Annotated in this window: 19 protein-coding genes and 1 riboswitch; of the genes, 14 read left to right on the top strand and 5 right to left on the bottom strand. The window is 71.2% G+C overall.

Going from position 1 to position 19,285, the window contains the following annotated elements; genetic code table 11:
- The first annotated feature begins 141 nt into the window (after positions 1-141).
- The 3 genes from ABZ930_RS14235 to ABZ930_RS14225 all read left to right on the top strand — a co-directional run bounded on the left by ABZ930_RS14235 (position 142) and on the right by ABZ930_RS14225 (position 4,035).
- Entirely contained in the window at positions 142-1,836 is a 1,695-nt protein-coding gene (locus ABZ930_RS14235; RefSeq protein ID WP_361546679.1) for an NAD(P)/FAD-dependent oxidoreductase, read from the top strand.
- A 265-nt stretch (positions 1,837-2,101) separates the two neighbouring features.
- Entirely contained in the window at positions 2,102-2,257 is a 156-nt protein-coding gene (locus ABZ930_RS14230) for a hypothetical protein (RefSeq protein ID WP_229378088.1), read from the top strand.
- Positions 2,258-2,307: 50 nt separating this feature from the next.
- Positions 2,308-4,035: a RecQ family ATP-dependent DNA helicase gene (locus ABZ930_RS14225; protein ID WP_361546839.1), complete on the top strand. Its 1,728-nt coding sequence runs from the start codon at positions 2,308-2,310 to the stop codon at positions 4,033-4,035.
- Positions 4,036-4,065: 30 nt separating this feature from the next.
- Here the strand turns inward: ABZ930_RS14225 and ABZ930_RS14220 are convergent, their stop codons facing one another.
- The 4 genes from ABZ930_RS14220 to ABZ930_RS14205 form a co-directional block, all read right to left on the bottom strand.
- Positions 4,066-4,734, bottom strand: coding sequence for a DUF4232 domain-containing protein (locus ABZ930_RS14220; protein WP_361546676.1), 669 nt, complete (start codon positions 4,732-4,734; stop codon positions 4,066-4,068).
- A gap of 218 nt (positions 4,735-4,952) precedes the next feature.
- Positions 4,953-5,882 (bottom strand): LLM class F420-dependent oxidoreductase, encoded by a 930-nt coding sequence (locus ABZ930_RS14215; RefSeq protein ID WP_361546673.1) that lies wholly within the window; start codon positions 5,880-5,882, stop codon positions 4,953-4,955.
- 97 nt (positions 5,883-5,979) lie between these two features.
- Entirely contained in the window at positions 5,980-6,702 is a 723-nt protein-coding gene (locus tag ABZ930_RS14210) for a DUF5995 family protein (RefSeq protein ID WP_361546670.1), read from the bottom strand.
- A gap of 91 nt (positions 6,703-6,793) precedes the next feature.
- The gene (locus ABZ930_RS14205) at positions 6,794-8,182 is read right to left on the bottom strand and encodes a solute carrier family 23 protein (RefSeq protein WP_361546667.1); all 1,389 of its coding nucleotides are present in this window, start codon (positions 8,180-8,182) and stop codon (positions 6,794-6,796) included.
- Between the two features lie 202 nt (positions 8,183-8,384).
- Between ABZ930_RS14205 and ABZ930_RS14200 the strand changes: the two genes are divergently transcribed.
- Positions 8,385-8,849, top strand: a complete 465-nt coding sequence (locus ABZ930_RS14200; protein WP_361546664.1) for a thioesterase family protein — start codon at positions 8,385-8,387, stop codon at positions 8,847-8,849.
- Here the strand turns inward: ABZ930_RS14200 and ABZ930_RS14195 are convergent.
- Positions 8,812-10,032 carry an MFS transporter gene (locus ABZ930_RS14195; protein WP_361546661.1) on the bottom strand — a complete coding sequence of 407 codons (1,221 nt, stop codon included), beginning with the start codon at positions 10,030-10,032 and terminating at the stop codon, positions 8,812-8,814. The two genes, ABZ930_RS14200 and ABZ930_RS14195, sit on opposite strands and share 38 nt — an antisense overlap.
- A 116-nt stretch (positions 10,033-10,148) precedes the next feature.
- On the opposite strand from ABZ930_RS14195, the gene ABZ930_RS14190 reads away from it, so the two are divergent.
- The 10 genes from ABZ930_RS14190 (at position 10,149) to ABZ930_RS14145 (ending at position 19,262) form a co-directional block, all read left to right on the top strand.
- The gene (locus ABZ930_RS14190) at positions 10,149-11,312 is read left to right on the top strand and encodes an ROK family transcriptional regulator (protein ID WP_361546658.1); all 1,164 of its coding nucleotides are present in this window, start codon (positions 10,149-10,151) and stop codon (positions 11,310-11,312) included.
- 182 nt (positions 11,313-11,494) lie between these two features.
- A riboswitch (FMN riboswitch) is annotated at positions 11,495-11,625 on the top strand.
- 162 nt (positions 11,626-11,787) lie between these two features.
- A complete protein-coding gene (locus ABZ930_RS14185; protein WP_361546655.1) occupies positions 11,788-12,402 on the top strand; it encodes a riboflavin synthase in 615 nt (204 codons plus the stop codon).
- Complete coding sequence (locus tag ABZ930_RS14180; protein ID WP_361546652.1) at positions 12,399-13,040, top strand: nicotinamide mononucleotide transporter family protein; 642 nt, start codon at positions 12,399-12,401, stop codon at positions 13,038-13,040. Before ABZ930_RS14185 ends, ABZ930_RS14180 begins: the two co-directional genes overlap by 4 nt.
- Entirely contained in the window at positions 13,037-14,326 is a 1,290-nt protein-coding gene (locus ABZ930_RS14175; protein WP_361546649.1) for a bifunctional 3,4-dihydroxy-2-butanone-4-phosphate synthase/GTP cyclohydrolase II, read from the top strand. Before ABZ930_RS14180 ends, ABZ930_RS14175 begins: the two co-directional genes overlap by 4 nt.
- A gap of 40 nt (positions 14,327-14,366) precedes the next feature.
- Positions 14,367-14,852, top strand: coding sequence for a 6,7-dimethyl-8-ribityllumazine synthase (ribH, locus tag ABZ930_RS14170; RefSeq protein WP_361546646.1), 486 nt, complete (start codon positions 14,367-14,369; stop codon positions 14,850-14,852).
- 34 nt (positions 14,853-14,886) lie between these two features.
- Entirely contained in the window at positions 14,887-15,159 is a 273-nt protein-coding gene (locus ABZ930_RS14165) for a phosphoribosyl-ATP diphosphatase (protein WP_361546643.1), read from the top strand.
- A 56-nt stretch (positions 15,160-15,215) separates the two neighbouring features.
- Positions 15,216-16,064, top strand: a complete 849-nt coding sequence (hisG, locus tag ABZ930_RS14160; RefSeq protein ID WP_361546640.1) for an ATP phosphoribosyltransferase — start codon at positions 15,216-15,218, stop codon at positions 16,062-16,064.
- Positions 16,065-16,080: 16 nt separating this feature from the next.
- Entirely contained in the window at positions 16,081-16,527 is a 447-nt protein-coding gene (locus ABZ930_RS14155) for a PH domain-containing protein (protein WP_361546637.1), read from the top strand.
- 321 nt (positions 16,528-16,848) lie between these two features.
- Positions 16,849-18,189, top strand: coding sequence for a hemolysin family protein (locus ABZ930_RS14150; RefSeq protein WP_361546634.1), 1,341 nt, complete (start codon positions 16,849-16,851; stop codon positions 18,187-18,189).
- Entirely contained in the window at positions 18,186-19,262 is a 1,077-nt protein-coding gene (locus tag ABZ930_RS14145) for a hemolysin family protein (RefSeq protein ID WP_361546631.1), read from the top strand. Before ABZ930_RS14150 ends, ABZ930_RS14145 begins: the two co-directional genes overlap by 4 nt.
- Positions 19,263-19,285 lie beyond the last annotated feature (23 nt).

The raw sequence follows: 19,285 nt of genomic DNA, 5'->3' as shown, positions 1-19,285 counted from the left end.
CGCAACAGTCCCGTCTTGTCCCGCTGACCAGCGAAAACGTACCGTTTTCGGGGCCTGCCGATCTGTCGTGGGCCCACCCTCAGCTCGCCCGGGCCGGGCCCTCTCCTGCCCGCGACCGCGTCCGCAAGGAGTCCGCACCCCATGACGTCCACGGTGCCCACCGCCGTCCAGCACACCGACGCCCAGCCGCCGATCACCATGTTCGGGCCGGACTTCCCGTACGCGTACGACGACTTCCTCGCGCACCCGGCGGGCCTGGGACAGATACCGGCGACCGAGCACGGCACCGAGGTCGCCGTCATCGGCGGCGGCCTCTCGGGCATCGTCGCCGCGTACGAGCTGATGAAGATGGGCCTCAAGCCCGTCGTGTACGAGGCCGACCGGATCGGCGGGCGGCTGCGGACCGTGGGGTTCGACGGCTGTGACCCGGCGCTGACCGCCGAGATGGGCGCGATGCGCTTCCCGCCGTCCTCGACGGCGCTGCAGCACTACATCGACCTGGTGGACCTGGAGACCCGGCCGTTCCCCAACCCGCTCGCCGAGACGACCCCGTCGACCGTCGTCGACCTCAAGGGCGAGAGCCACTACGCCGAGACCGTCGACGACCTGCCGCAGGTCTACCGCGATGTCGCCGCCGCGTGGAACGCCTGCCTGGAGGAGGGCGCCGACTTCTCCGACATGAACCAGGCGATGCGCGAGCGGGACGTGCCGCGCATCCGGGAGATCTGGGCGAAGCTGGTCGAGAAGCTGGACAACCAGACCTTCTACGGCTTCCTGTGCGACTCCGAGGCGTTCACCTCCTTCCGGCACCGGGAGATCTTCGGCCAGGTCGGCTTCGGCACCGGCGGGTGGGACACCGACTTCCCCAACTCCATCCTGGAGATCCTGCGCGTCGTCTACACCGAGGCCGACGACCACCACCGCGGCATCGTCGGCGGCTCCCAGCAGCTGCCGCTGCGGCTGTGGGAGCGCGAGCCGCGGAAGCTGGTGCACTGGGCGCCGGGCACGTCCCTCGCCGCACTGCACCCGGGCGGCGACCCGCGCCCCGCCGTGACCCGGCTGTCGCGCACCGCGGGCAACCGCGTCACGGTGACCGACGCCGAGGGCGACATCCGCACGTACAAGGCCGCGATCTTCACCGCCCAGTCGTGGATGCTGCTGTCGAAGGTGGCGTGCGACGACGCGCTCTTCCCGATCGACCACTGGACCGCCATCGAGCGCACCCACTACATGGAGTCCAGCAAACTGTTCGTCCCCGTGGACCGGCCGTTCTGGCTGGACAAGGACGAGACCACCGGCCGGGACGTCATGTCGATGACGCTCACCGACCGCATGACGCGCGGCACTTACCTCCTGGACGACGGGCCCGACCGGCCGGCCGTCATCTGCCTCTCCTACACGTGGTGCGACGACAGCCTCAAGTGGCTGCCGCTGTCCGCGAACGAGCGGCTCGAGGTGATGCTGAAGTCGCTGGGCGAGATCTATCCGAACGTCGACATCCGCAAGCACATCATCGGCAACCCGGTGACCGTGTCCTGGGAGAACGAGCCCTACTTCATGGGCGCGTTCAAGGCGAACCTGCCCGGCCACTACCGCTACCAGCGCCGCCTCTTCACCCACTTCATGCAGGACGCGCTGCCGGCCGACCGGCGCGGGCTCTTCCTCGCCGGCGACGACATCTCCTGGACGGCCGGCTGGGCCGAGGGCGCGGTGCAGACCGCGCTGAACGCCGTCTGGGGCGTCATGCACCACCTGGGCGGGGAGACCGACGCGGCCAACCCGGGGCCGGGCGACGTGTACGAGTCCATCGCTCCGGTCGAACTGCCGGAGGACTAGGGCCGCTTGCGCGGATCCTGTGCGATTTCATGAAGGTTGTATGCGTGCACGGGTGGTTGTGGGGCAACCGTGCCTGCGGAAGACCTCGGTACGAGTGCACGGGGTGGCGGGTGAGAGGGGCAATGGCGGCGACGGACGAGTCTCCGGTCACCATTTCTCTTCGCTTCGCCACCCGCCGCAATTCTCCTTCTCGGCCGCATATGCGGTTCCGGTCGGGGTACTCGGAGTCAGCTCGTAGAAATCGACTCGAACGAATGGATTCGTGATGATTGTTATTGGACTGATCCTGCTGATCATCGGGCTGCTCGTGGGCATGGGCCTCCTGACGACCATAGGCGGAATCCTGATCCTGGTCGGCGCGATCCTGTGGATTCTCGGGGCCACCGGTCGGGCCGTCGGCGGGCGAAAGCATTACTTCTAGTCTCCAGCGGTGGATCGCGGCGCAGCCGCCCCTTCTTTCTCTGGAGAAACATGCCGCTCAAGACCCTGTCCCTGCGACGACGTCTACGGCGCAGCGCGCGTGACGTGTTCGGCTGGAAACAACTGAGGCCGGCACAGCTCGACGCGATGAGCGCCGTGATGTCGGGGCGGGACACGATGGTCGTGATGCCCACGGGCGCCGGGAAGTCGGCCGTCTACCAGGTGCCCGGTGTCCTCTTGAGCGGACCCGTCGTGGTCGTCTCACCGCTGATCGCGCTGCAGCGCGATCAGGTGGCCGCACTCACCGGGGCGCGCGGGCGCCCCGGTGCGCGGGCCGTCAACTCCGCGCAGGGCGACCGGGCCAACGAGGCCGCCTGGGAGCGGATGCGCGAAGGCGACCTGGACTTCCTGTTCGTCTCGCCCGAGCAATTGGCCAAGGACGACGTCGCGGCCGAGATCGCCGCCGCCCGCCCCGCGTTGCTGGTGGTCGACGAGGCCCACTGCGTCTCGGCGTGGGGCTACGACTTCCGGCCCGACTATCTCGCGCTGGGCCGGGTCCGCGAACGTATCGGCGGCCCGCCCCTGTTGGCCCTGACGGCGAGCGCCGCGGCACCGGTGCGCACCGACATCATCGAGCGCCTCGGAATGCGCGACGCCCATCAGGTGATCGCCGGTTTCGACCGCCCCAACCTTCACTTGGAAGTCGTCCGTCACCAAAAGGACGCGGAAAAGCGCCGCTGGGTCGTGGAACGTGCCTGCGCCGAGGCGAAACCCGGCATCATCTACACCGGGACGCGTCGAGAGGCCGAACGGTACGCCGCGGAACTGTCCGATCTCGGATTCGACAGTTCCGCCTATCACGCCGGACTTTCCGCGGCGGAGCGCACCCGTACCCATGAGAATTTCCGCGACGGCACCCTCGATGTCGTCGTCGCGACATCCGCTTTCGGAATGGGAATCGACAAGCCGGATATCCGCTTTGTGCTGCACGCCACCGTTCCCGGATCGCTGGACGCCTACTATCAGGAGATAGGGCGTGCGGGCCGCGACGGTGATCCGGCGGCCGCGATCCTCGCGTACCGGCCCGAAGATCTCTCGGCCCAGCGCTATCGCGCGGGCGGGCGCCCCGAGGCGGACACGCTTTTGCGGGTGATGGACGCCGTGCGCTCCCACGCGGACGGCGTCTCCGGCACGGCGCTGCGTGACGAGACGGACCTGTCACAGACGGCGCTGACCTCGCTGCTGCACCTCCTTGAGGAGGCGGGCGGCGTCCGGTTCGCCGCCGCGGGCGTCGTCCACGCGGTTCCTCGTGCCCGGCGCGACACCTGCACCGAGGAGGCGCTGCGCATCGCGGGCGCCCGTGTCCAACTGGAGCGTTCCCGCCTGGAGATGATGCGGTCGTACGCGGAGACCGACGGCTGCCGGCGGCGCCAGCTGCTGGGCTACTTCGGCGAGCGTCCCGGAAAGACGAACTGCGGGGGCTGCGACGCATGCGTCCCCGCACGCCCGGAACGCGTGTCCGGCGCGCGGCAGCCCGGCGTGCTGGCCGGCACCGGCGGCGTGACACCCCGCCGGGACGTACCGCGGGACGACGTGTTCCCGCCGGGGCAGCGGGTGCGCCACACGTCCTGGGGCGAGGGTGAGGTCATGAGCCAGGAGGGGGACCACGTCACGGTGCTGTTCGCCGACGCGGGATACCGCACGCTCTCGCTCACCGCGATCACCGAGCGCGGCCTGCTGACATTGGCCGCGGGAGGCGGCGAGAAGACTCCGGCGTGACGGGTCCGGCCGGGGCGGGGCGAGCGCGCCTCACTGCTTGCCGGTGCCGATGGGGTCCACGGTGACGCCGCCGGAGGGCTTGTCGGAGACCGGCAGGTTCAGGGAGACCGGCACCTTCTTGGAGTGGGTCTCGTTCGGGGGCGTCACGAGGAGGCTGGTGATCGTGACGCCGGAGCCGCCCGAGGTGTTCGGCGTGTAGTGCAGGTGGAAGCGGGTCTCCTCGCCGTTCTTGAGGACGACCGACACCGGGGCGACACCGGTGCGCCCGGCGCTGATGCTGCCCCCGCCGTTGTCCGCCTGGAGGTCGACGCCGGGGAAGCCCTTGAGGGAGCAGGCGTCGCTGGTGTTCTTCAGGGCGACCATGAAGTCGCCCTCGCCCATGCCGTGGGCGGTGCTGAAGCTGAGGTTCGCGGTCTTGCAGGGCCCGGTGTTGATCTGGCCGCCGCCGCTGCCCGGGGCGTCGTCGTCGGCCGACGAGCCGCTGCCCTTGGAGGACGTCGAGCCGCCCGTCGAGGCCGAGTCCGACGACCCGGACGACCCGGTCGACGACGAGGCCGACGACGAGGACGACGACGAGGACGACGACGCTGCGGCGGAGTCGTTCGAGGCCGACGCCGCGTCCCCGTCGTCCTGGCAGGCGGTGAGGGCGAGGCCGGCGGTGAGGGCGACGGCGGCGAGGGTGAACTTCTGGGCGCGCATCGTTGCTTCCTTCGCGATCGGTGGCGGCCGCCCGGGGTGAGCGGCTCACTGATCATGAAGACTCACCGGCCGCGCGGCCCGTTCCCCTCTCCGCCTTCCCTCTACATGCCTGTTACACGCGATACGGGAAGGCGGTGGTGGAACGGGTCTCCCTCGAATCCCCGTGCGGACCACCGGCACTGTTTCGTGACACGGTCGCCCTTGACCCGTGGATACGCTCAGACGCCCGCGGCCCGCGCCTTCTCGTAGACCTCCGCCGCCACGTCCTTCAGCTCCTCGGCGTCGCGCAGCGGACCCTGGAGCTCGATCAGGATCTCCTCCAGACCCACCTCGGAGTGCGTCACCAGGTCCTCGACGATCTGGTCGACGCTGCCCTGGAAGGGGCGGCGGTCGTCGCCCGTGTACGGCTCGGGCGTGCGCACCGTGTTCACCCGCAGCACGCTCTGCAGCGGATCCGTACGACCACGCTCCTCGGCCAGCTCCCGCAGTTGCGCCCACTCCTTCTTCAGGGCCTCGGCCCCCATCCCCACCGGCATCCAGCCGTCCGCCCGGTCGACGAGACGGCGCCGCGCCTTCGGGCTGCTCGCCGGGAGCAGGATCGGTACCGGCCGGACCGGCTTGGGACCGACCACGGACGGGGCGATCGTCGTCAGCTCCCCCTCGTACGCGACCGGGTCCGGGCCCCACACCGCGCGGCACACCTCGATCAGCTCGTCGAGGACCTGGCCGCGCCGGTCGAAGGGGGCCACGCCCGCCGCCGCGTACTCGTCGTGCGACCAGCCCGTGCCGAGCCCCGCCACCACCCGGCCGCCGCTCGCCGCGTCGAGCGAGGCCAGCGAGCGCGCCAGCTGGAACGGGACGTGCAGCGGCGCCACCAGCACACTCGTGCCGAGACGGGCGGTGGAGGTGGCCGCGGCCGCGAGCGTGAGCGAGACGAGCGGGTCGGCGACCGAGCGGTATCCGTCGGGCCACGGCATCCCGGGTATCCCGTACAGCCCCTGCCGGGCCGGCTCGGGGTAGAGGATCCGCTCGAAGACCCACAGGCTCTCGTAACCGGTCGCCTCGGCGGCGCGCGCCACATCGGGGATGTCGCGGCCGATGGCGTACTGCCGCATCTGCGGGAGTCCGAGGCCGAGTCGGGTCGTCATACAGGTCTCCTTCGTCGCGTACGTGTCCGGTGCAACGGATGTCGCACCGTCAACGTATCCACGCGCCGGGGGAGTTCCGGAGGGGAAGCGGCCGGTTTCAGCCGGGGAAGGCGGGCAGCGGGGTGAGCAGCATGCGCCCGACCAGGCCCGCGGATGCGTCGAGGCGCTGTGCGAACTCGGCCTGGAGTTGTGGCAGTTCGCGCAGGGCCCACAGGGCGCGGGCCGCCGCCCACGCCCCGTCGCGGGCCCGGTCCAGACTCCAGGAGCCGAGCAGGTGGGTGATCGGGTCGGCGACCTGGAGGAGATCGGGGCCCGGCACCAGCTCCTCGCGGATGCGCTCCTCCAGCGAGACGAGGAGATCGCCGACGCGGTCGAACTCGTCCTCCAGGGTGGTCGGTTCGCAGCCGAGGGCACGGCAGGTGTCCACGACGGCCAGGGCGAGATCGTGGCCGATGTGCGCGTTGATGCCCGCGAGCGCGAACTGCAGGGGGCGCACCCCGGGATGGCTGCGGAACTGCAGCAGCGGCCGCCAGCAGGCCGGGGGCCGCACCCCGACGGCCGCCGCGTCGACCGCCGTCAGATACCGCTCGGCGAACCGGACGTCCAGCGCGACCGCGGCCCCGCGGTCCGGAAACCCGCCGCGGGACCCCAGATCGATGGCGTGATCCACGGCTTCCGTGACGGACAGATAGATCCGGTTGAAGACCGCCACGCCGTCCTGCGGCGGCAGATGCGCGGCGACCACGCGCATCCGTGCGATCACCGAGTCGACTCCTTGGGCCGGGATGCGCGGCCCTGTGATGCGTTCCAACTGCGCCATGCACGAAGCGTCCCAGCCCTGGGCCGACGCGGGCGTCGGCTGGCCGGGGTCTTCCCCGAAACGAGGGAACGGCGGCCGTCGCCGCCCCGCCCTACCGCCGGTCGGCGGTCTTCTCGTCGTACGTGGACGTGCCCTGGTCGAGCAGCGGCTCCTGCTGCTTGAGGTGCGCGGGGGCCATCGCCCGCAGCGCGTGGTAGCCGGTGATGACCACGATCGTGCCGAGGGCGATGCCGCTCAGCGAGAAGTTGTCGGTGAACTTCAGGGACACGTTGCCGACGCCGATGATGATGCCCGCGGCGGCCGGCACCAGGTTCAGCGGATTGCGCAGGTCGACCTTGGCGTTGATCCAGATCTGCGCGCCGAGCAGGCCGATCATGCCGTAGAGGATGACGGTGATGCCGCCGAGCACCCCGCCCGGGATCGCGGCGACGATCGCGCCGAACTTCGGGCACACGCCGAAGAGCAGCGCGAAGCCGGCCGCCGCCCAGTAGGCCGCCGTCGAGTAGACGCGGGTCGCGGCCATCACGCCGATGTTCTCGGAGTACGTGGTGTTGGGCGGGCCGCCCACGGCGGTGGAGAGCATCGACGCGACGCCGTCCGCGGAGATCGCGGTGCCCAGCTTGCCGTCGAGGTTGTCGCCGGTCATCTCGCCGACCGCCTTCACGTGCCCGGCGTTCTCCGCGATCAGCGCGATGATCACCGGCAGCGCGACGAGGATCGCCGACCACTCGAACGACGGGGCGTGGAAGGAGGGCAGTCCGATCCAGTCGGCCTTGCCGACGCCGGACAGGTCCAGGCGCCAGTGGTCCACGGCAGCCGTGCCGCCGTTCGTCGAGTGGATCTTGCCGAAGATCTGGTCGAACAGCCAGGAGATGGCGTAGCCGAAGATCAGGCCGAGGAAGATCGCGATCCGGGACCAGAACCCGCGCAGACACACCACGGCCAAACCGGTGAACAGCATCACCAGCAGCGCCGTCCACTGGTCGGTCGGCCAGTACGTGGAGGCGGTGACCGGCGCCAGGTTGAAGCCGATCAGCATGACGACCGCGCCGGTCACGATCGGCGGCATCGCGGCGTGGATGATCCGCGCCCCGAACTTCTGCACCGCCAGACCGACGAAGAAGAGCAGCACACCGACGACGAAGACCGCGCCGGTGACCGTGGCGCTGGAGCCGCCCGAGGCCCGGATCACGGCTGCGACGCCGACGAAGGAGAGCGAACAGCCCAGGTAGCTGGGGACCCGGCCGCGCGTGGCCAGCAGGAAGATGACCGTCGCGACACCGGACATCATGATCGCGAGGTTCGGGTCGAGACCCATGAGGACCGGAGCCACGAACGACGCGCCGAACATGGCCACCACGTGCTGCGCGCCGAGCCCGATCGTGCGCGGCCACGTCAGCCGCTCGTCGGGCCGGACCACGGCACCGGGGGCCGGGACTTTGCCGTCCCCGTGCAGTTTCCAGCGGACGCCGAGGTCCATGTGCGCACTCTGCTTTCTGTGGCCTGAAACGATCGCCTCATGTTAATGCGACGTAAGTACGAGTTCTTGTCGTGCCCGTCGCCCGGTCCGGGAGTCGCCGAGGAGTGGGTTGAGGTGCAGGTCACGCCGGTCTGCTGAGCGTTTGCTTAGTTCGTCGCCGTACGATGACGCTCCCATCCGCACCGCACCAGGAGCCCCATCCGTGACCGCCGTCACCCCCGACCTCCAGCCCGGTACCACCGGCGGCCCCGGCCGTCTCGTCTCGGTGGACGTCCACTTCGACGACCTCGACGCGCTCGGCATGCTGCACAACGCCCGCTACCCGGTCCTCGTCGAGCGCGCCTGGACGGCCCTGTGGAACGAGCGCGGCCTCGTCTTCGAGGGCGACTGGGGCGCGGCCGGCGACTTCTGCAACGCGGTCAAGGAACTCACCGTCAGCTACGAGGCCCCGGTCCTGCGCCCGGGCGCGTACGCCGTGCACCTGTGGATCGAACGGCTCGGCAACACCGGCCTGACCTACGGCTTCCGCTTCTGCTCGGCCGACGGCGCGACCACCTACGCGCGCGGGACGCGCGTCCTGGTCCGCCTCGACCCGGGGACGCTGCGCCCCACCCGCTGGAGCGACGCGTTCAGGGCTTGCGCGCAGGATCTGCTGCCGCAGGGCTGACCTGCTCCGGCACCGCCGTCCGCTTCCGGTCACCGGCCCGCAGCACCCCCGCGAACACCGCGAGACCGCACGCGAGCACGGTGACCAGACCGAACGACACCACCAGGCTCGTCGCCTCGGCGATCGTGCCGATCGCGGACGGCGCGACGAGCCCCGACGTGTACGTGATCGTGGCGACGCCGGCGATGGCCAGGCTCGGGTTCGGCCCGCTGCGCCCGGCCGCCGCGAAGGCGAGCGGCACGACCACCGCGATGCCGAGACCGAGCAGCCCGAATCCGGCCATGGCGACGGCCGGGTTCGGCGCGACGACCACCATCAGGGCGCCGACCGCGGCGCCGACTCCGCTGATCCGCACGGTGCGCACCGCCCCGAACCGGTCCACGACCCGGTCGCCCGCGATCCGCGCGACCGCCATGGTCAGGGTGAAGCCGGTGGTGCAGGCGGCCGCGAGCCCCGCCGACGTGTCGAGCACGTCCCGCAGATAGACCGCCGACCAGTCCAGGCTGGCGCCCTCGGCGAAGACCGCGCAGAACCCGACCGCGCCGATCAGCAGCGCGGACTTCGGCGGCAGAGCGAAGCGCGGCGGCGGCTCCTCGTCCTCCGTCGGGCGCAGGTCGAGGACCCACTGGCAGGCGGCGAAACCGGTGACGGTCAGGACGGCGGCGGCGAGCACATGGTGCAGCCGCGCGTCCGCGCCCAGGTGCGCGGCGAGGGTGCCGCCCGCCGAACCGATCAGGGCGCCCGCGCTCCACATGCCGTGCAGCCCCGACATGATCGACTTGTCCAGCCGGGTCTCGACCTCCACGCCGAGCGCGTTCATCGCCACGTCCGACATGCCGGCCGTCGCCCCGTAGACGAACAGGGCCGCGCAGAGCGTGAGCAGATTCGGCGCCAGGGAGGGCAGGGTCAGCGCCAGCGTCCACAGCGCGAGCAGTCCGCGCAGCGCGGTCCTGGCCCCGAACCGGTGGCTGATGCTGCCGGCCAGCGGCATCGCCACGGAGGCGCCGATCGCCGGGAAGGCGAGCGCGAGGCCGAGCTGGCCCGCGCTGACGCCCGCGTGGTCCTGGATCCAGGGCACCCGGGTCGCGAACGAACCCGTCACGGCCCCATGGACGCAGAAGACGGTCGCGACGGCGTACCGCGCCCGCTTCAACTCCCCTGTCGCGTATATGACTTCACTCATTGCGCGGGCCCCTCCCGGTGTGTCCCCATGCTCGTCCCTCACAGTGCCGCCGTAAACTATCAGGAACCCTGCCTGATAGTTAACCTGTTTCCGTCGCCGAGCCGTAGGATCCCGCCATGCCCGCATCGCCGAGGACCGCCCGAGCCATCAACGACCGGCTCGCGCTGCGCTTCCTCCAGGAGGAGGGGCCGCTCACCGCGGGCCAGTTGAAGGAGCGCACCGGACTGTCCCGGCCCACCGTCGCCGACCTCGTCGAACGCCTCACGGCCTCCGGCCTCGTCGCGGTCGTCGGGGAGGCCGGAGCGCAGCGCCGCGGCCCGAACGCCAAGCTGTACGGGATCGTCGCCGACCGCGCCCATCTCGCCGCCCTCGACGTACGCACCGAGGGGGTCCGCCTGGTCGTCTCCGACCTGCTCGGCACCGTCCTGGCGGAGGCCGCCGCGCCCGTCGCGGCGGGGGAGGAGACCGGGGCCGCCGTCGAGCGCGCCGTCGCCCTCCTGGAACGCACCGCCAAGGAGGTCGGCGCCGGGCCCCTGCACACCGTCGGCGTCGGCGCCCCCGGCCTCATCGACCCCGCGACCGGTGAACTGCGCGACTCCTCCGGCCTGCCCCTTTGGCACCGCCGGCTGATCGCGGCGCTCCAGGAACGGCTGCCCGCGCGCGTCCTCGTGGAGAACGAGACGAACCTCGCCGCTCTCGCCGAACAGCGCGACGGCGCCACCCGGGACCGCGACACGTTCGTACTGCTGTGGCTCGGCCTCGGCATCGGCGCGGCCGTCGTCCTGGACGGCAGGCTGCGCCGCGGGGCCTCCGGCGGCACCGGGGAGGTCGGGTTCCTGCCGGTGCCCGGCACCGGCGGGGTGCCGTCCGCCGTCAACTGCGACGGGGGCTTCCACTCGCTGGCCGGCTCGGCCGCGATCCTCGAACTCGCCGCCGGGCACGGGCTCGTGGCGCCGGGGGAGCCCGTGGGGCGGGCCGCTGACGTGGTCCGCGCGGCCGTCGCCTCCGGCGCGGACGCGTTCCTCGACGTGCTGGCCGACCGGGTGGTGCTCGGGGCCGCCGCCGTCGTGGCGGTGCTCGATCCGGGCTGTGTGGTGCTCGCCGGGGAGGTCGGGCGGGCGGGCGGTGACGTGCTCGCCGAGCGCGTCGCCGCGCGGCTTGCGGTGATGTCTCCGCTGGCCACCGAGGTGCGGGCCGGTGAACTGGGGGGCGGGGCCGTGTTGCGCGGGGCGCTGCTGATGGCGCGGGAGGCTGCGCAGGAGGTCGTGTTCGCGCCGTAGGGCCTTCGACGGTTCGACGGCTGCGGGTGCGTCGTGGCTGGCCGCACCGGCCCGCAGGCGGAGAACCAGCCGTTGTATTCCCGATCGCCGCGGCTAACCATCTCGCCGGGCTGTGAAACAGCCCACAGCAACCGTATGCATGCACATCGACAGGACGTGGCAGACTGGGCGTGTACCAGAAGCAGCGCACTCCGGGGTCGGTGAAAGTCCGAACCGGCGGTTACAGTCCGCGACCCGGTCACTTCCAGTGGCCGGTTGACCAGGTGAAATTCCTGGACCGACGGTTAAAGTCCGGATGGGAGGCAGTGCGCGGCGGGCGGGCACCACAGGTGCGCGTCGCCGGCTGTTTCACCGTTCCCGCAAGGGACCGGTGTCGAACACGGCGTCGCCGTTCCCGGTGTCGCTGTCCGTACGTTCTGTCGTCGTCGTACGACAGTGCCCCGGAGTCCAGGCCCCAAGAGGGAGGACCCGGGAAGTGTTCACCGGAATCGTCGAAGAGCTGGGCGAGATCGCCGCCGTCGAGATGCTCGATGACGCCTGTCGCTTCCGTGTCCGAGGCCCCGTCGTCACCGAAGGCGCCCAGCACGGAGACTCCATCGCCGTCAACGGCGTGTGCCTCACGGTCGTGGAGCACGGCGACGGCGCCTTCACCGCCGACGTCATGGCCGAGACCCTCAAGCGCTCCAGCCTCGGCGACCTCGCCGTCGGCTCCCGCGTCAACCTCGAACGTCCGATGGTGGCCGACGGCCGCTTCGGCGGGCACATCGTGCAGGGCCACGTGGACGGGGTCGGCACCGTCGTCGAGCGCACCCCCTCCGAGCACTGGGAGATCGTCAAGATCTCGCTTCCCGCGGAGCTGTCCCGGTACGTCGTCGAGAAGGGCTCGATCACGGTCGACGGCGTCAGCCTCACCGTCGTCGAGGCGGCCGCCGACTACTTCACCATCAGCCTCATCCCCACCACGCTCGCGCTGACCACGCTCGGCATCAAGCAGCCCGGCGACCCGGTCAACCTCGAGGTCGACGTCATCGCCAAGTACGTCGAGCGCCTGCTCGGCGCGGACCGGAGCTTCAACGGGGGCACCAAGTGAACTGGCTCAACACCGAGGCGTTCACGGCCTTCGGGCAGCACATCCTGTGGTCCGACATGATCGGCAACACCTTCGGCCTGATCGCGCTCGCGCTCGGCTGGAAGCGCTCCATATGGACCTGGCCCGTGCAGTTCGTCTCCGGCCTGATCCTCTTCGGCGCCTTCGCCGGCCACCTGACCGGCAGCGCCGGCAAGCAGGTCGTGGTCATGGTCGTCGCCGCCATGGGCTGGGCCGCCTGGGTCCGCGGCCGGAAGCAGGCGCAGGACGGCACCATCGCCGTGCGCTTCGCCACCTGGAAGGAGCGCGGCCTGATGGTCCTCGCCGGCGCCGCCGGCACGGTGGCCGTCGCGCTGCTCTTCAAGGCCTACCCGAGCCTGTCGTGGGACCCGTGGCCGGACGCGTACATCTTCGTCGGCACCGTCGTCGCCATGTACGCCCAGGCGCGCGGCATGGTCGAGTTCTGGTTCGCCTGGCTGCTGGTCGACGCCGTCGGCGTCCCGCTGAACTTCGCCAACGGCTACGCCTTCTCCGGCTTCGTCTACGTCATCTACGGCGCGCTCGTCCTGTGGGGCATGCGCGACTGGTGGCAGCGGTCCCGGACCGCCGCCGCCCCCGCTCTGGAAGGAGCGCACGCATGAGCACGGCACCCCACCTGTACGAGGTCGGCCCGGACGCCGACCTCTCCCTCGACCCGGTCGAGATGGCGATCCGCGACATCGCGGCGGGCCGCCCCGTCGTGGTCGTCGACGACGAGGACCGGGAGAACGAGGGCGACCTGATCGTCGCCGCCGAGAAGATCACGCCCGAGATCGTCGCCTTCATGATGAGCGAGTGCCGCGGCCTGATCTGCGCCCCCATGGAGGGCGCCGAACTGGACCGGCTCGACCTGCCGCAGATGGTCGGCAACAACACCGAGTCGATGAAGACCGCGTTCACCGTCTCCGTCGACGCCTCCGGCACGCACGGCGTCACCACCGGCATCTCGGCCGCCGACCGCGCCACCACGCTCCGGCTGCTCGCCTCCGGCACGGCCCGCGCGGGCGACTTCGTCCGGCCCGGACACATCTTCCCGCTGCGCGCCAAGGAGGGCGGCGTCCTCGTCCGCAACGGCCACACCGAGGCCGCCGTCGACCTGGCCCGGCTCGCGGGCCTGCGCCCGGCCGGCGCCATCGTGGAGATCGCCGGCGAGGACGGCGTCATGCTGCGGCTGCCCGAACTGGTCCCGTTCGCCCGCCGGCACGGCCTGACGATCATCTCCATCGAGGACCTGATCGCGTACCGCAAGAGCGCCGAGCCGACCGTCAAGCGCGAGGCGACCGTCCAGCTCCCGACCGCGTTCGGCGAGTTCACCGCGTACGGCTACCGCTCCACGGTCGACGGCGTCGAGCACGTGGCGCTCGTCCACGGTGAGGTCGGAGAGGGCGACGATCTGCTCGTGCGCATCCACTCCGAATGCCTGACCGGCGACATCTTCCACTCGTTGCGCTGCGACTGCGGCCCCCAGCTGGAGGAGTCCATGCGCCGCGTCGTCGAGGCGGGCCGCGGTGTCGTCGTCTACCTGCGCGGCCACGAGGGCCGCGGCATCGGCCTGCTCTCCAAGCTGCGCGCCTACGAACTCCAGGAGCAGGGCCGCGACACCCTCGACGCCAACCTGGAGCTCGGCCTGCCCGCCGACGCCCGCGACTACGCCGCCGGCGCCCAGATCCTCCACGACCTCGGCGTGCGCAGCCTGCGCCTGATGACCAACAACCCCGACAAGACCGACGCCCTGACCCGGCACGGTCTCAAGGTCACCGCCCGCGAGCCGATGCCCGTCACGGCCGGCGAGCACAACCTCCGCTACCTGCGCACCAAGCGGGACCGGATGGGCCACGACCTGCCCTGGCTGGACGCGCCCCGCACGTCCGCCTGCAACAACCAGTGATCGACCGTCGAACCATTTACGTACACACGAGGAGAAGCGCGTGAGCGGCAAGGGTGCACCCGAACTGACCGTGGAGAACTGTGGCGACCTGCGGGTGGCCGTCATCGCCGCCCAGTGGCACGAGAAGGTCATGGACGGCCTGGTCGACGGCGCCCTGCGGGCCCTGAACGAGCTGGGCATCAGCGAGCCCACCGTGCTCCGCGTCCCCGGCAGCTTCGAGCTGCCGGTCGTCGCCAAGCGCCTCGCCGACCGCGGCTACGACGCGATCGTGGCGCTCGGCGTCGTGATCCGCGGCGGCACCCCGCACTTCGAGTACGTGTGCCAGGGCGTCACCCAGGGCCTGACCCAGGTCTCCGTCGACACCGGCGTCCCCGTCGGCTTCGGCGTGCTGACCGTCGACACCGAGGAGCAGGCCCTGGACCGGGCGGGCATCGAGGGTTCCAACGAGGACAAGGGGCACGAGGCCGTCACCGCCGCCGTCGCCACCGCGACCACGCTGCGTACCATCGCCGAGCCCTGGCGTTAGGGGCACGGGAGAGCCGCGTAAAGTAGGCACCACCATGTCCAATAAGACGTTCGAGGAGCTCTTCACCGAGCTCCAGCAGAAGGCCGCCACCGGCGACCCCGCCACTTCCCGCACCGCTGAGCTGGTCGGCAAGGGTGTCCATGCCATCGGCAAGAAGGTCGTCGAGGAGGCCGCCGAAGTCTGGATGGCCGCCGAGTACGAGGGCAAGGACGCCGCCGCCGAGGAGATCTCGCAGCTGCTCTACCACGTCCAGGTGATGATGGTCGCCCGCGGCATCTCCCTCGACGACGTGTACTCCCATCTCTGAGTCACGCCCTCAGCCCGTTCGTTCAACTCCCTGATCACGCAAAGGAATCCTGTCTCATGCTGCGCATCGCCGTCCCCAACAAGGGTTCACTGTCGGGACCTGCGTCGGCGATGCTGCATGAGGCCGGATACCGCCAGCGCAAGGAGTCCAAGGAACTCGTCACGGTCGACCCGGACAACGAGGTGGAGTTCTTCTACCTCCGCCCCAAGGACATCGCGATCTACGTGTCCTCCGGCAAGCTGGACATCGGCATCACCGGACAGGACCTGCTGATCGACTCCGGCGCCGACGCGGAGACCATCCTGCCGCTCGGCTTCGCCCGCTCCACCTTCCGCTTCGCCTCCCGGCCCGGCGCCGTCAAGGACCTCGCCGACCTCGCAGGCAAGACGATCGCCACCACGTACGAGGGCATCGTCGGCCAGTACCTCGCCGACCACGGCGTCGACGCGTCCGTCGTCCACCTGGACGGCGCGGTCGAGACCGCCATCGAGCTGGGCGTCGCCGACGCCATCGCCGACGTCGTCGAGACCGGCACCTCGCTGCGCAACGCGGGCCTGGAGGTCTTCGGCGAGCCGATCATGAAGTCCGAGGCGTGCGTCATCCGCCGGACCGGCGCCGACACCGACAACACCAAGGCGCAGCAGTTCCTGCGCCGGCTGCAGGGCGTCCTCGTCGCCCGCACCTACGTGATGATGGACTACGACTGCCGCGCCGAGCACCTGGAGAAGGCCGTCGCCCTCACCCCGGGCCTGGAGTCGCCGACCGTCTCGCCGCTGCACAACGAGGGCTGGGTCGCCGTGCGCGCCATGGTCCCCGCCAAGGACGCGCAGCGGATCATGGACGACCTGTACGCCCTGGGCGCGCGGGCCATCCTGACGACGGCCATCCACGCCTGCCGCCTCTGAGGACACCGAGACCACCATGTCCGAAGCCCTGCCCAGCCTGCCCGTCACCTTCAGGCCGGGGCGCACCCGCGTGATCCTGCACACGCTCGGCGCCGCCTCCTTCGTCACGATCACCGTCGTCGCGCTCGTCCTGGGCGAGATGAGCCCGGCGGAGAAGACCAGCTTCGTCTTCACGGCGGCGCTGTTCTGGGGCGTGCTCGGCCTACTGGCCCGCCCCAAGGTGGTCGCCGACGGCGAGGGCGTCACCGTCGTCAACATCGCACGCGGCCGCCGCCTGGCGTGGGCGGAGATCGTCCAGGTCAATCTGCGCCCCGGCGACCCGTGGGTGTTCCTCGACCTCACCGACGGCACCAGCATGGCGGCCATGGGCATCCAGCCCGGCCTCGCCAAGAAGACCGCGATCCGCGACGCCAGAACCCTGCGCGCCCTGGCCGACGCGGCCCACGCACAGCCGCAGAACTGACACGGCCGCCCGGCCCCTGACGCCCCGCCCCCACTACTGATGCTGCTGTCGTCCGGGGGCGACCCCCGTACCCCCGGCCGGACGGGCGGGGGCTGCGCGCGTCCGGATCACGGGCCCCGCCCCTGACGCCCCGCCCCCAGTACTGATTAATCTGTTGGCAGGGCGTGCGTCGAGTGCCGCCCCGCCCCGGCCCGATCGTCCGGGGTTCCTGCTAACCGAGGAGTGACTCCCTCCAGCGATGGACGGATCGTCCGGTAGTACCTGCGCCGCCCCCTCCCGACATAGCGCGACCCGCTCGCGTACGTCCCCGGAGGCGGCGGCATGACCATCCCGTTGCTGCTTCTCGCGGCCGCCTTTCTTCTGATCCTCGCCAACGGCTTCTTCGTGGCGGCCGAATTCGGCCTCGTCACCGTGGAACGCCCCGACGCCGAACAGGCCGCGGCCGCGGGCGACAAGCGCGCCCGCACCGTCGTGAGCGCCCTGAAGGAACTCTCCTTCCAGCTCTCCGGCACCCAGCTCGGCATCACCATCACCTCCCTGGTCGTCGGCATGCTCGCCGAGCCGGCCCTCGCCGAGCTGCTGCGCGGCCCGTTCACCGCCGTCGGCGTGCCCGACGGCGCGGTCGGCGGCGTCTCCGTCGTCGTCGGCATGCTGCTGGCCTCGGCCGTGCAGATGGTGATCGGCGAACTCGTGCCCAAGAACTGGGCGGTGTCCAAGCCGCTCCAGGTGGCCCGCTTCGTGGCCGGTCCGCAGGCGGTCTTCGCCCGGCTGTTCCGCCCGGTGATCGCCCTGCTCAACACGGTCGCCAACCGGCTCGTCCGGGCGCTCGGCGTCGAACCCGCCGACGAACTGGCCTCCGCCCGCACCCCCGGCGAACTGGTGTCCCTGGCCCGCCACTCCGCGCAGGCCGGTGCCCTGGAGCAGGACACCGCCGACCTGTTCGTGCGCACCCTCTCGCTCGGCGAGCTGACCGCCCAGCACGTCATGACGCCGCGGGTGAAGGTCAGCGCGCTCCAGTCCTCCGCGACCGCCGAGGACGTGGTCAACCTGACCCGCGCCACCGGCCTGTCCCGCTTCCCCGTCTACCGGGAGCGGATCGACGAGGTCATCGGCGTCGTCCACCTCAAGGACGCCCTCGCCGTGCCCGCGCACGAACGCCTGCGCACCCCGGTGAGCCGGATCGCCCAGGCCCCGCTGCTGATCCCTGAGACCCTCCCGGTCCAGCCGCTCCTCGCCCAGCTGCGCAGCGAGCAGCCGATGGCCGTGGTCGTCGACGAGTACGGCGGCACCGCCGGAGTCGTCACCCTGGAGGACATCGTGGAGGAGCTCGTCGGCGAGGTCCGGGACGAGCACGACGGCCTCGACCTCCCCGAGCTGGCCACCGCGCCGCCCGAGGACGGCCGGCCCGCCTGGGACGCCGACGGCGGATGCCGCGTCGACATCCTGCGCCGCATAGGCCTCGACGTCCCCGAGGGCCCCTACGAGACGGTCGCCGGACTCGTGGCCGACCTCCTCGGCCGCATCCCCGCCCCCGGCGACAAGGCCGAACTCCCGGGCTGGAAGCTCTCGGTCCGCCAGGTCGACCACTACCGTGCCGAGCGGGTCCGCATCGTCCGCACCGCCGACGCCGCGCCGTCCGCAGTCCTGGAGGCGGCCCGATGAGCGCCCTGCAACTCTTCTTCGCCGCCCTCCTGGTCCTGGCCAACGGCTTCTTCGTGGGAGCCGAGTTCGCCCTGGTCTCGGTCCGCCGCAGCCAGATCGAACCCCTCCCCGGAAACCGCGCCCGCCAGGTCCTGTACGGGCTCGAACACCTGCCGCAGATGATGGCGGCGGCCCAGTTCGGCATCACGGTCTGCTCGCTGACGCTCGGCGCGGTCGCCGAGCCCACCGTCGCCAAGCTCCTGGAACCCCTCTTCGAGGCGATCCACCTGCCGCACGGCGTCATCCACCCGCTGGGCTACGTCATCGCGCTCGCCGCGGTGGTCTTCTTCCACCTCGTCATCGGCGAGATGGTCCCGAAGAACCTGGCGATGGCGGCGCCCGAGAAGACCGCGCTGTGGTTCAGCCCGGGTCTCGTCGCCTTCGCCCGCCTGTGCAAGCCGATCACGGTGGCGCTCGGCGCCTGCGCCCGGCTGATCCTCAAGCTCTTCCGGGTCGAGCCCAAGGACGAGGTCGAGGCGGTCTTCACCAGCGAGCAGCTCAACCGTCTCGTGGAGGACTCCGGGCAGGCCGGTCTCCTCGACCCCGAGGAGCAGGAGCGCCTCGAGGACGCCCTGGAGCTGGGCTCGCGCCCGGTCATGGACGTCCTGCTCCCCAAGGCGTCGCTGGTGACGGTCGGCCCGTCGGTCACCCCGGCCGAGGTCATCGCCCTCACCGCCCGCACCGGCTACTCCCGCTTCCCGATCTGCGCGGACACCGGCGCGTTCATGGGCTACCTGCACGTGAAGGACGTCCTCGACCTGATCGAGGGCCCCGACACCGACCGGGCCGTCCCGCAGCACGTGTGGCGTCCCATGACGACCCTGCGCGCGGAGCTGCCCCTGGACGACGCGCTCACGGTGATGCGCCGCGCGGCCACCCACCTGGCGCAGGTCGCGGACGCCTCCGGCCGGGTCCTCGGGCTCGTCGCGCTGGAGGACGTCCTGGAACTCCTGGTCGGCGAGGTCAGGGACCCGGCCCACCGGGACGAGCCGGTGGTACCGCCGGCGCGCACCCGGCAGGGCGTACCGGCCTGACCCGTCGTGCGGGGCGCGCCGCC

The sequence above is a fragment of the Streptomyces sp. NPDC046716 genome, from assembly GCF_040645755.1.
Lineage (GTDB): Bacteria > Actinomycetota > Actinomycetes > Streptomycetales > Streptomycetaceae > Streptomyces.
Note: the sequence above shows the minus strand (reverse complement) of the source record. Positions and strands in the feature narration are given on the sequence as shown.

Bases quoted from the DNA above. Each gene is read 5' to 3' on its own strand.
- ABZ930_RS14235 (WP_361546679.1), top strand. From the start codon at position 142: ATGACGTCCACGGTGCCCACCGCCGTCCAGCACACCGACGCCCAGCCG.
- ABZ930_RS14230 (WP_229378088.1), top strand. From the start codon at position 2,102: ATGATTGTTATTGGACTGATCCTGCTGATCATCGGGCTGCTCGTGGGC.
- ABZ930_RS14225 (WP_361546839.1), top strand. From the start codon at position 2,308: ATGCCGCTCAAGACCCTGTCCCTGCGACGACGTCTACGGCGCAGCGCG.
- ABZ930_RS14220 (WP_361546676.1), bottom strand. From the start codon at position 4,734: ATGCGCGCCCAGAAGTTCACCCTCGCCGCCGTCGCCCTCACCGCCGGC.
- ABZ930_RS14215 (WP_361546673.1), bottom strand. From the start codon at position 5,882: ATGACGACCCGACTCGGCCTCGGACTCCCGCAGATGCGGCAGTACGCC.
- ABZ930_RS14210 (WP_361546670.1), bottom strand. From the start codon at position 6,702: ATGGCGCAGTTGGAACGCATCACAGGGCCGCGCATCCCGGCCCAAGGA.
- ABZ930_RS14205 (WP_361546667.1), bottom strand. From the start codon at position 8,182: ATGGACCTCGGCGTCCGCTGGAAACTGCACGGGGACGGCAAAGTCCCG.
- ABZ930_RS14195 (WP_361546661.1), bottom strand. From the start codon at position 10,032: ATGAGTGAAGTCATATACGCGACAGGGGAGTTGAAGCGGGCGCGGTAC.
- ABZ930_RS14190 (WP_361546658.1), top strand. From the start codon at position 10,149: ATGCCCGCATCGCCGAGGACCGCCCGAGCCATCAACGACCGGCTCGCG.
- ABZ930_RS14175 (WP_361546649.1), top strand. From the start codon at position 13,037: ATGAGCACGGCACCCCACCTGTACGAGGTCGGCCCGGACGCCGACCTC.
- ABZ930_RS14165 (WP_361546643.1), top strand. From the start codon at position 14,887: ATGTCCAATAAGACGTTCGAGGAGCTCTTCACCGAGCTCCAGCAGAAG.
- hisG (WP_361546640.1), top strand. From the start codon at position 15,216: ATGCTGCGCATCGCCGTCCCCAACAAGGGTTCACTGTCGGGACCTGCG.
- ABZ930_RS14155 (WP_361546637.1), top strand. From the start codon at position 16,081: ATGTCCGAAGCCCTGCCCAGCCTGCCCGTCACCTTCAGGCCGGGGCGC.
- ABZ930_RS14150 (WP_361546634.1), top strand. From the start codon at position 16,849: ATGACCATCCCGTTGCTGCTTCTCGCGGCCGCCTTTCTTCTGATCCTC.
- ABZ930_RS14145 (WP_361546631.1), top strand. From the start codon at position 18,186: ATGAGCGCCCTGCAACTCTTCTTCGCCGCCCTCCTGGTCCTGGCCAAC.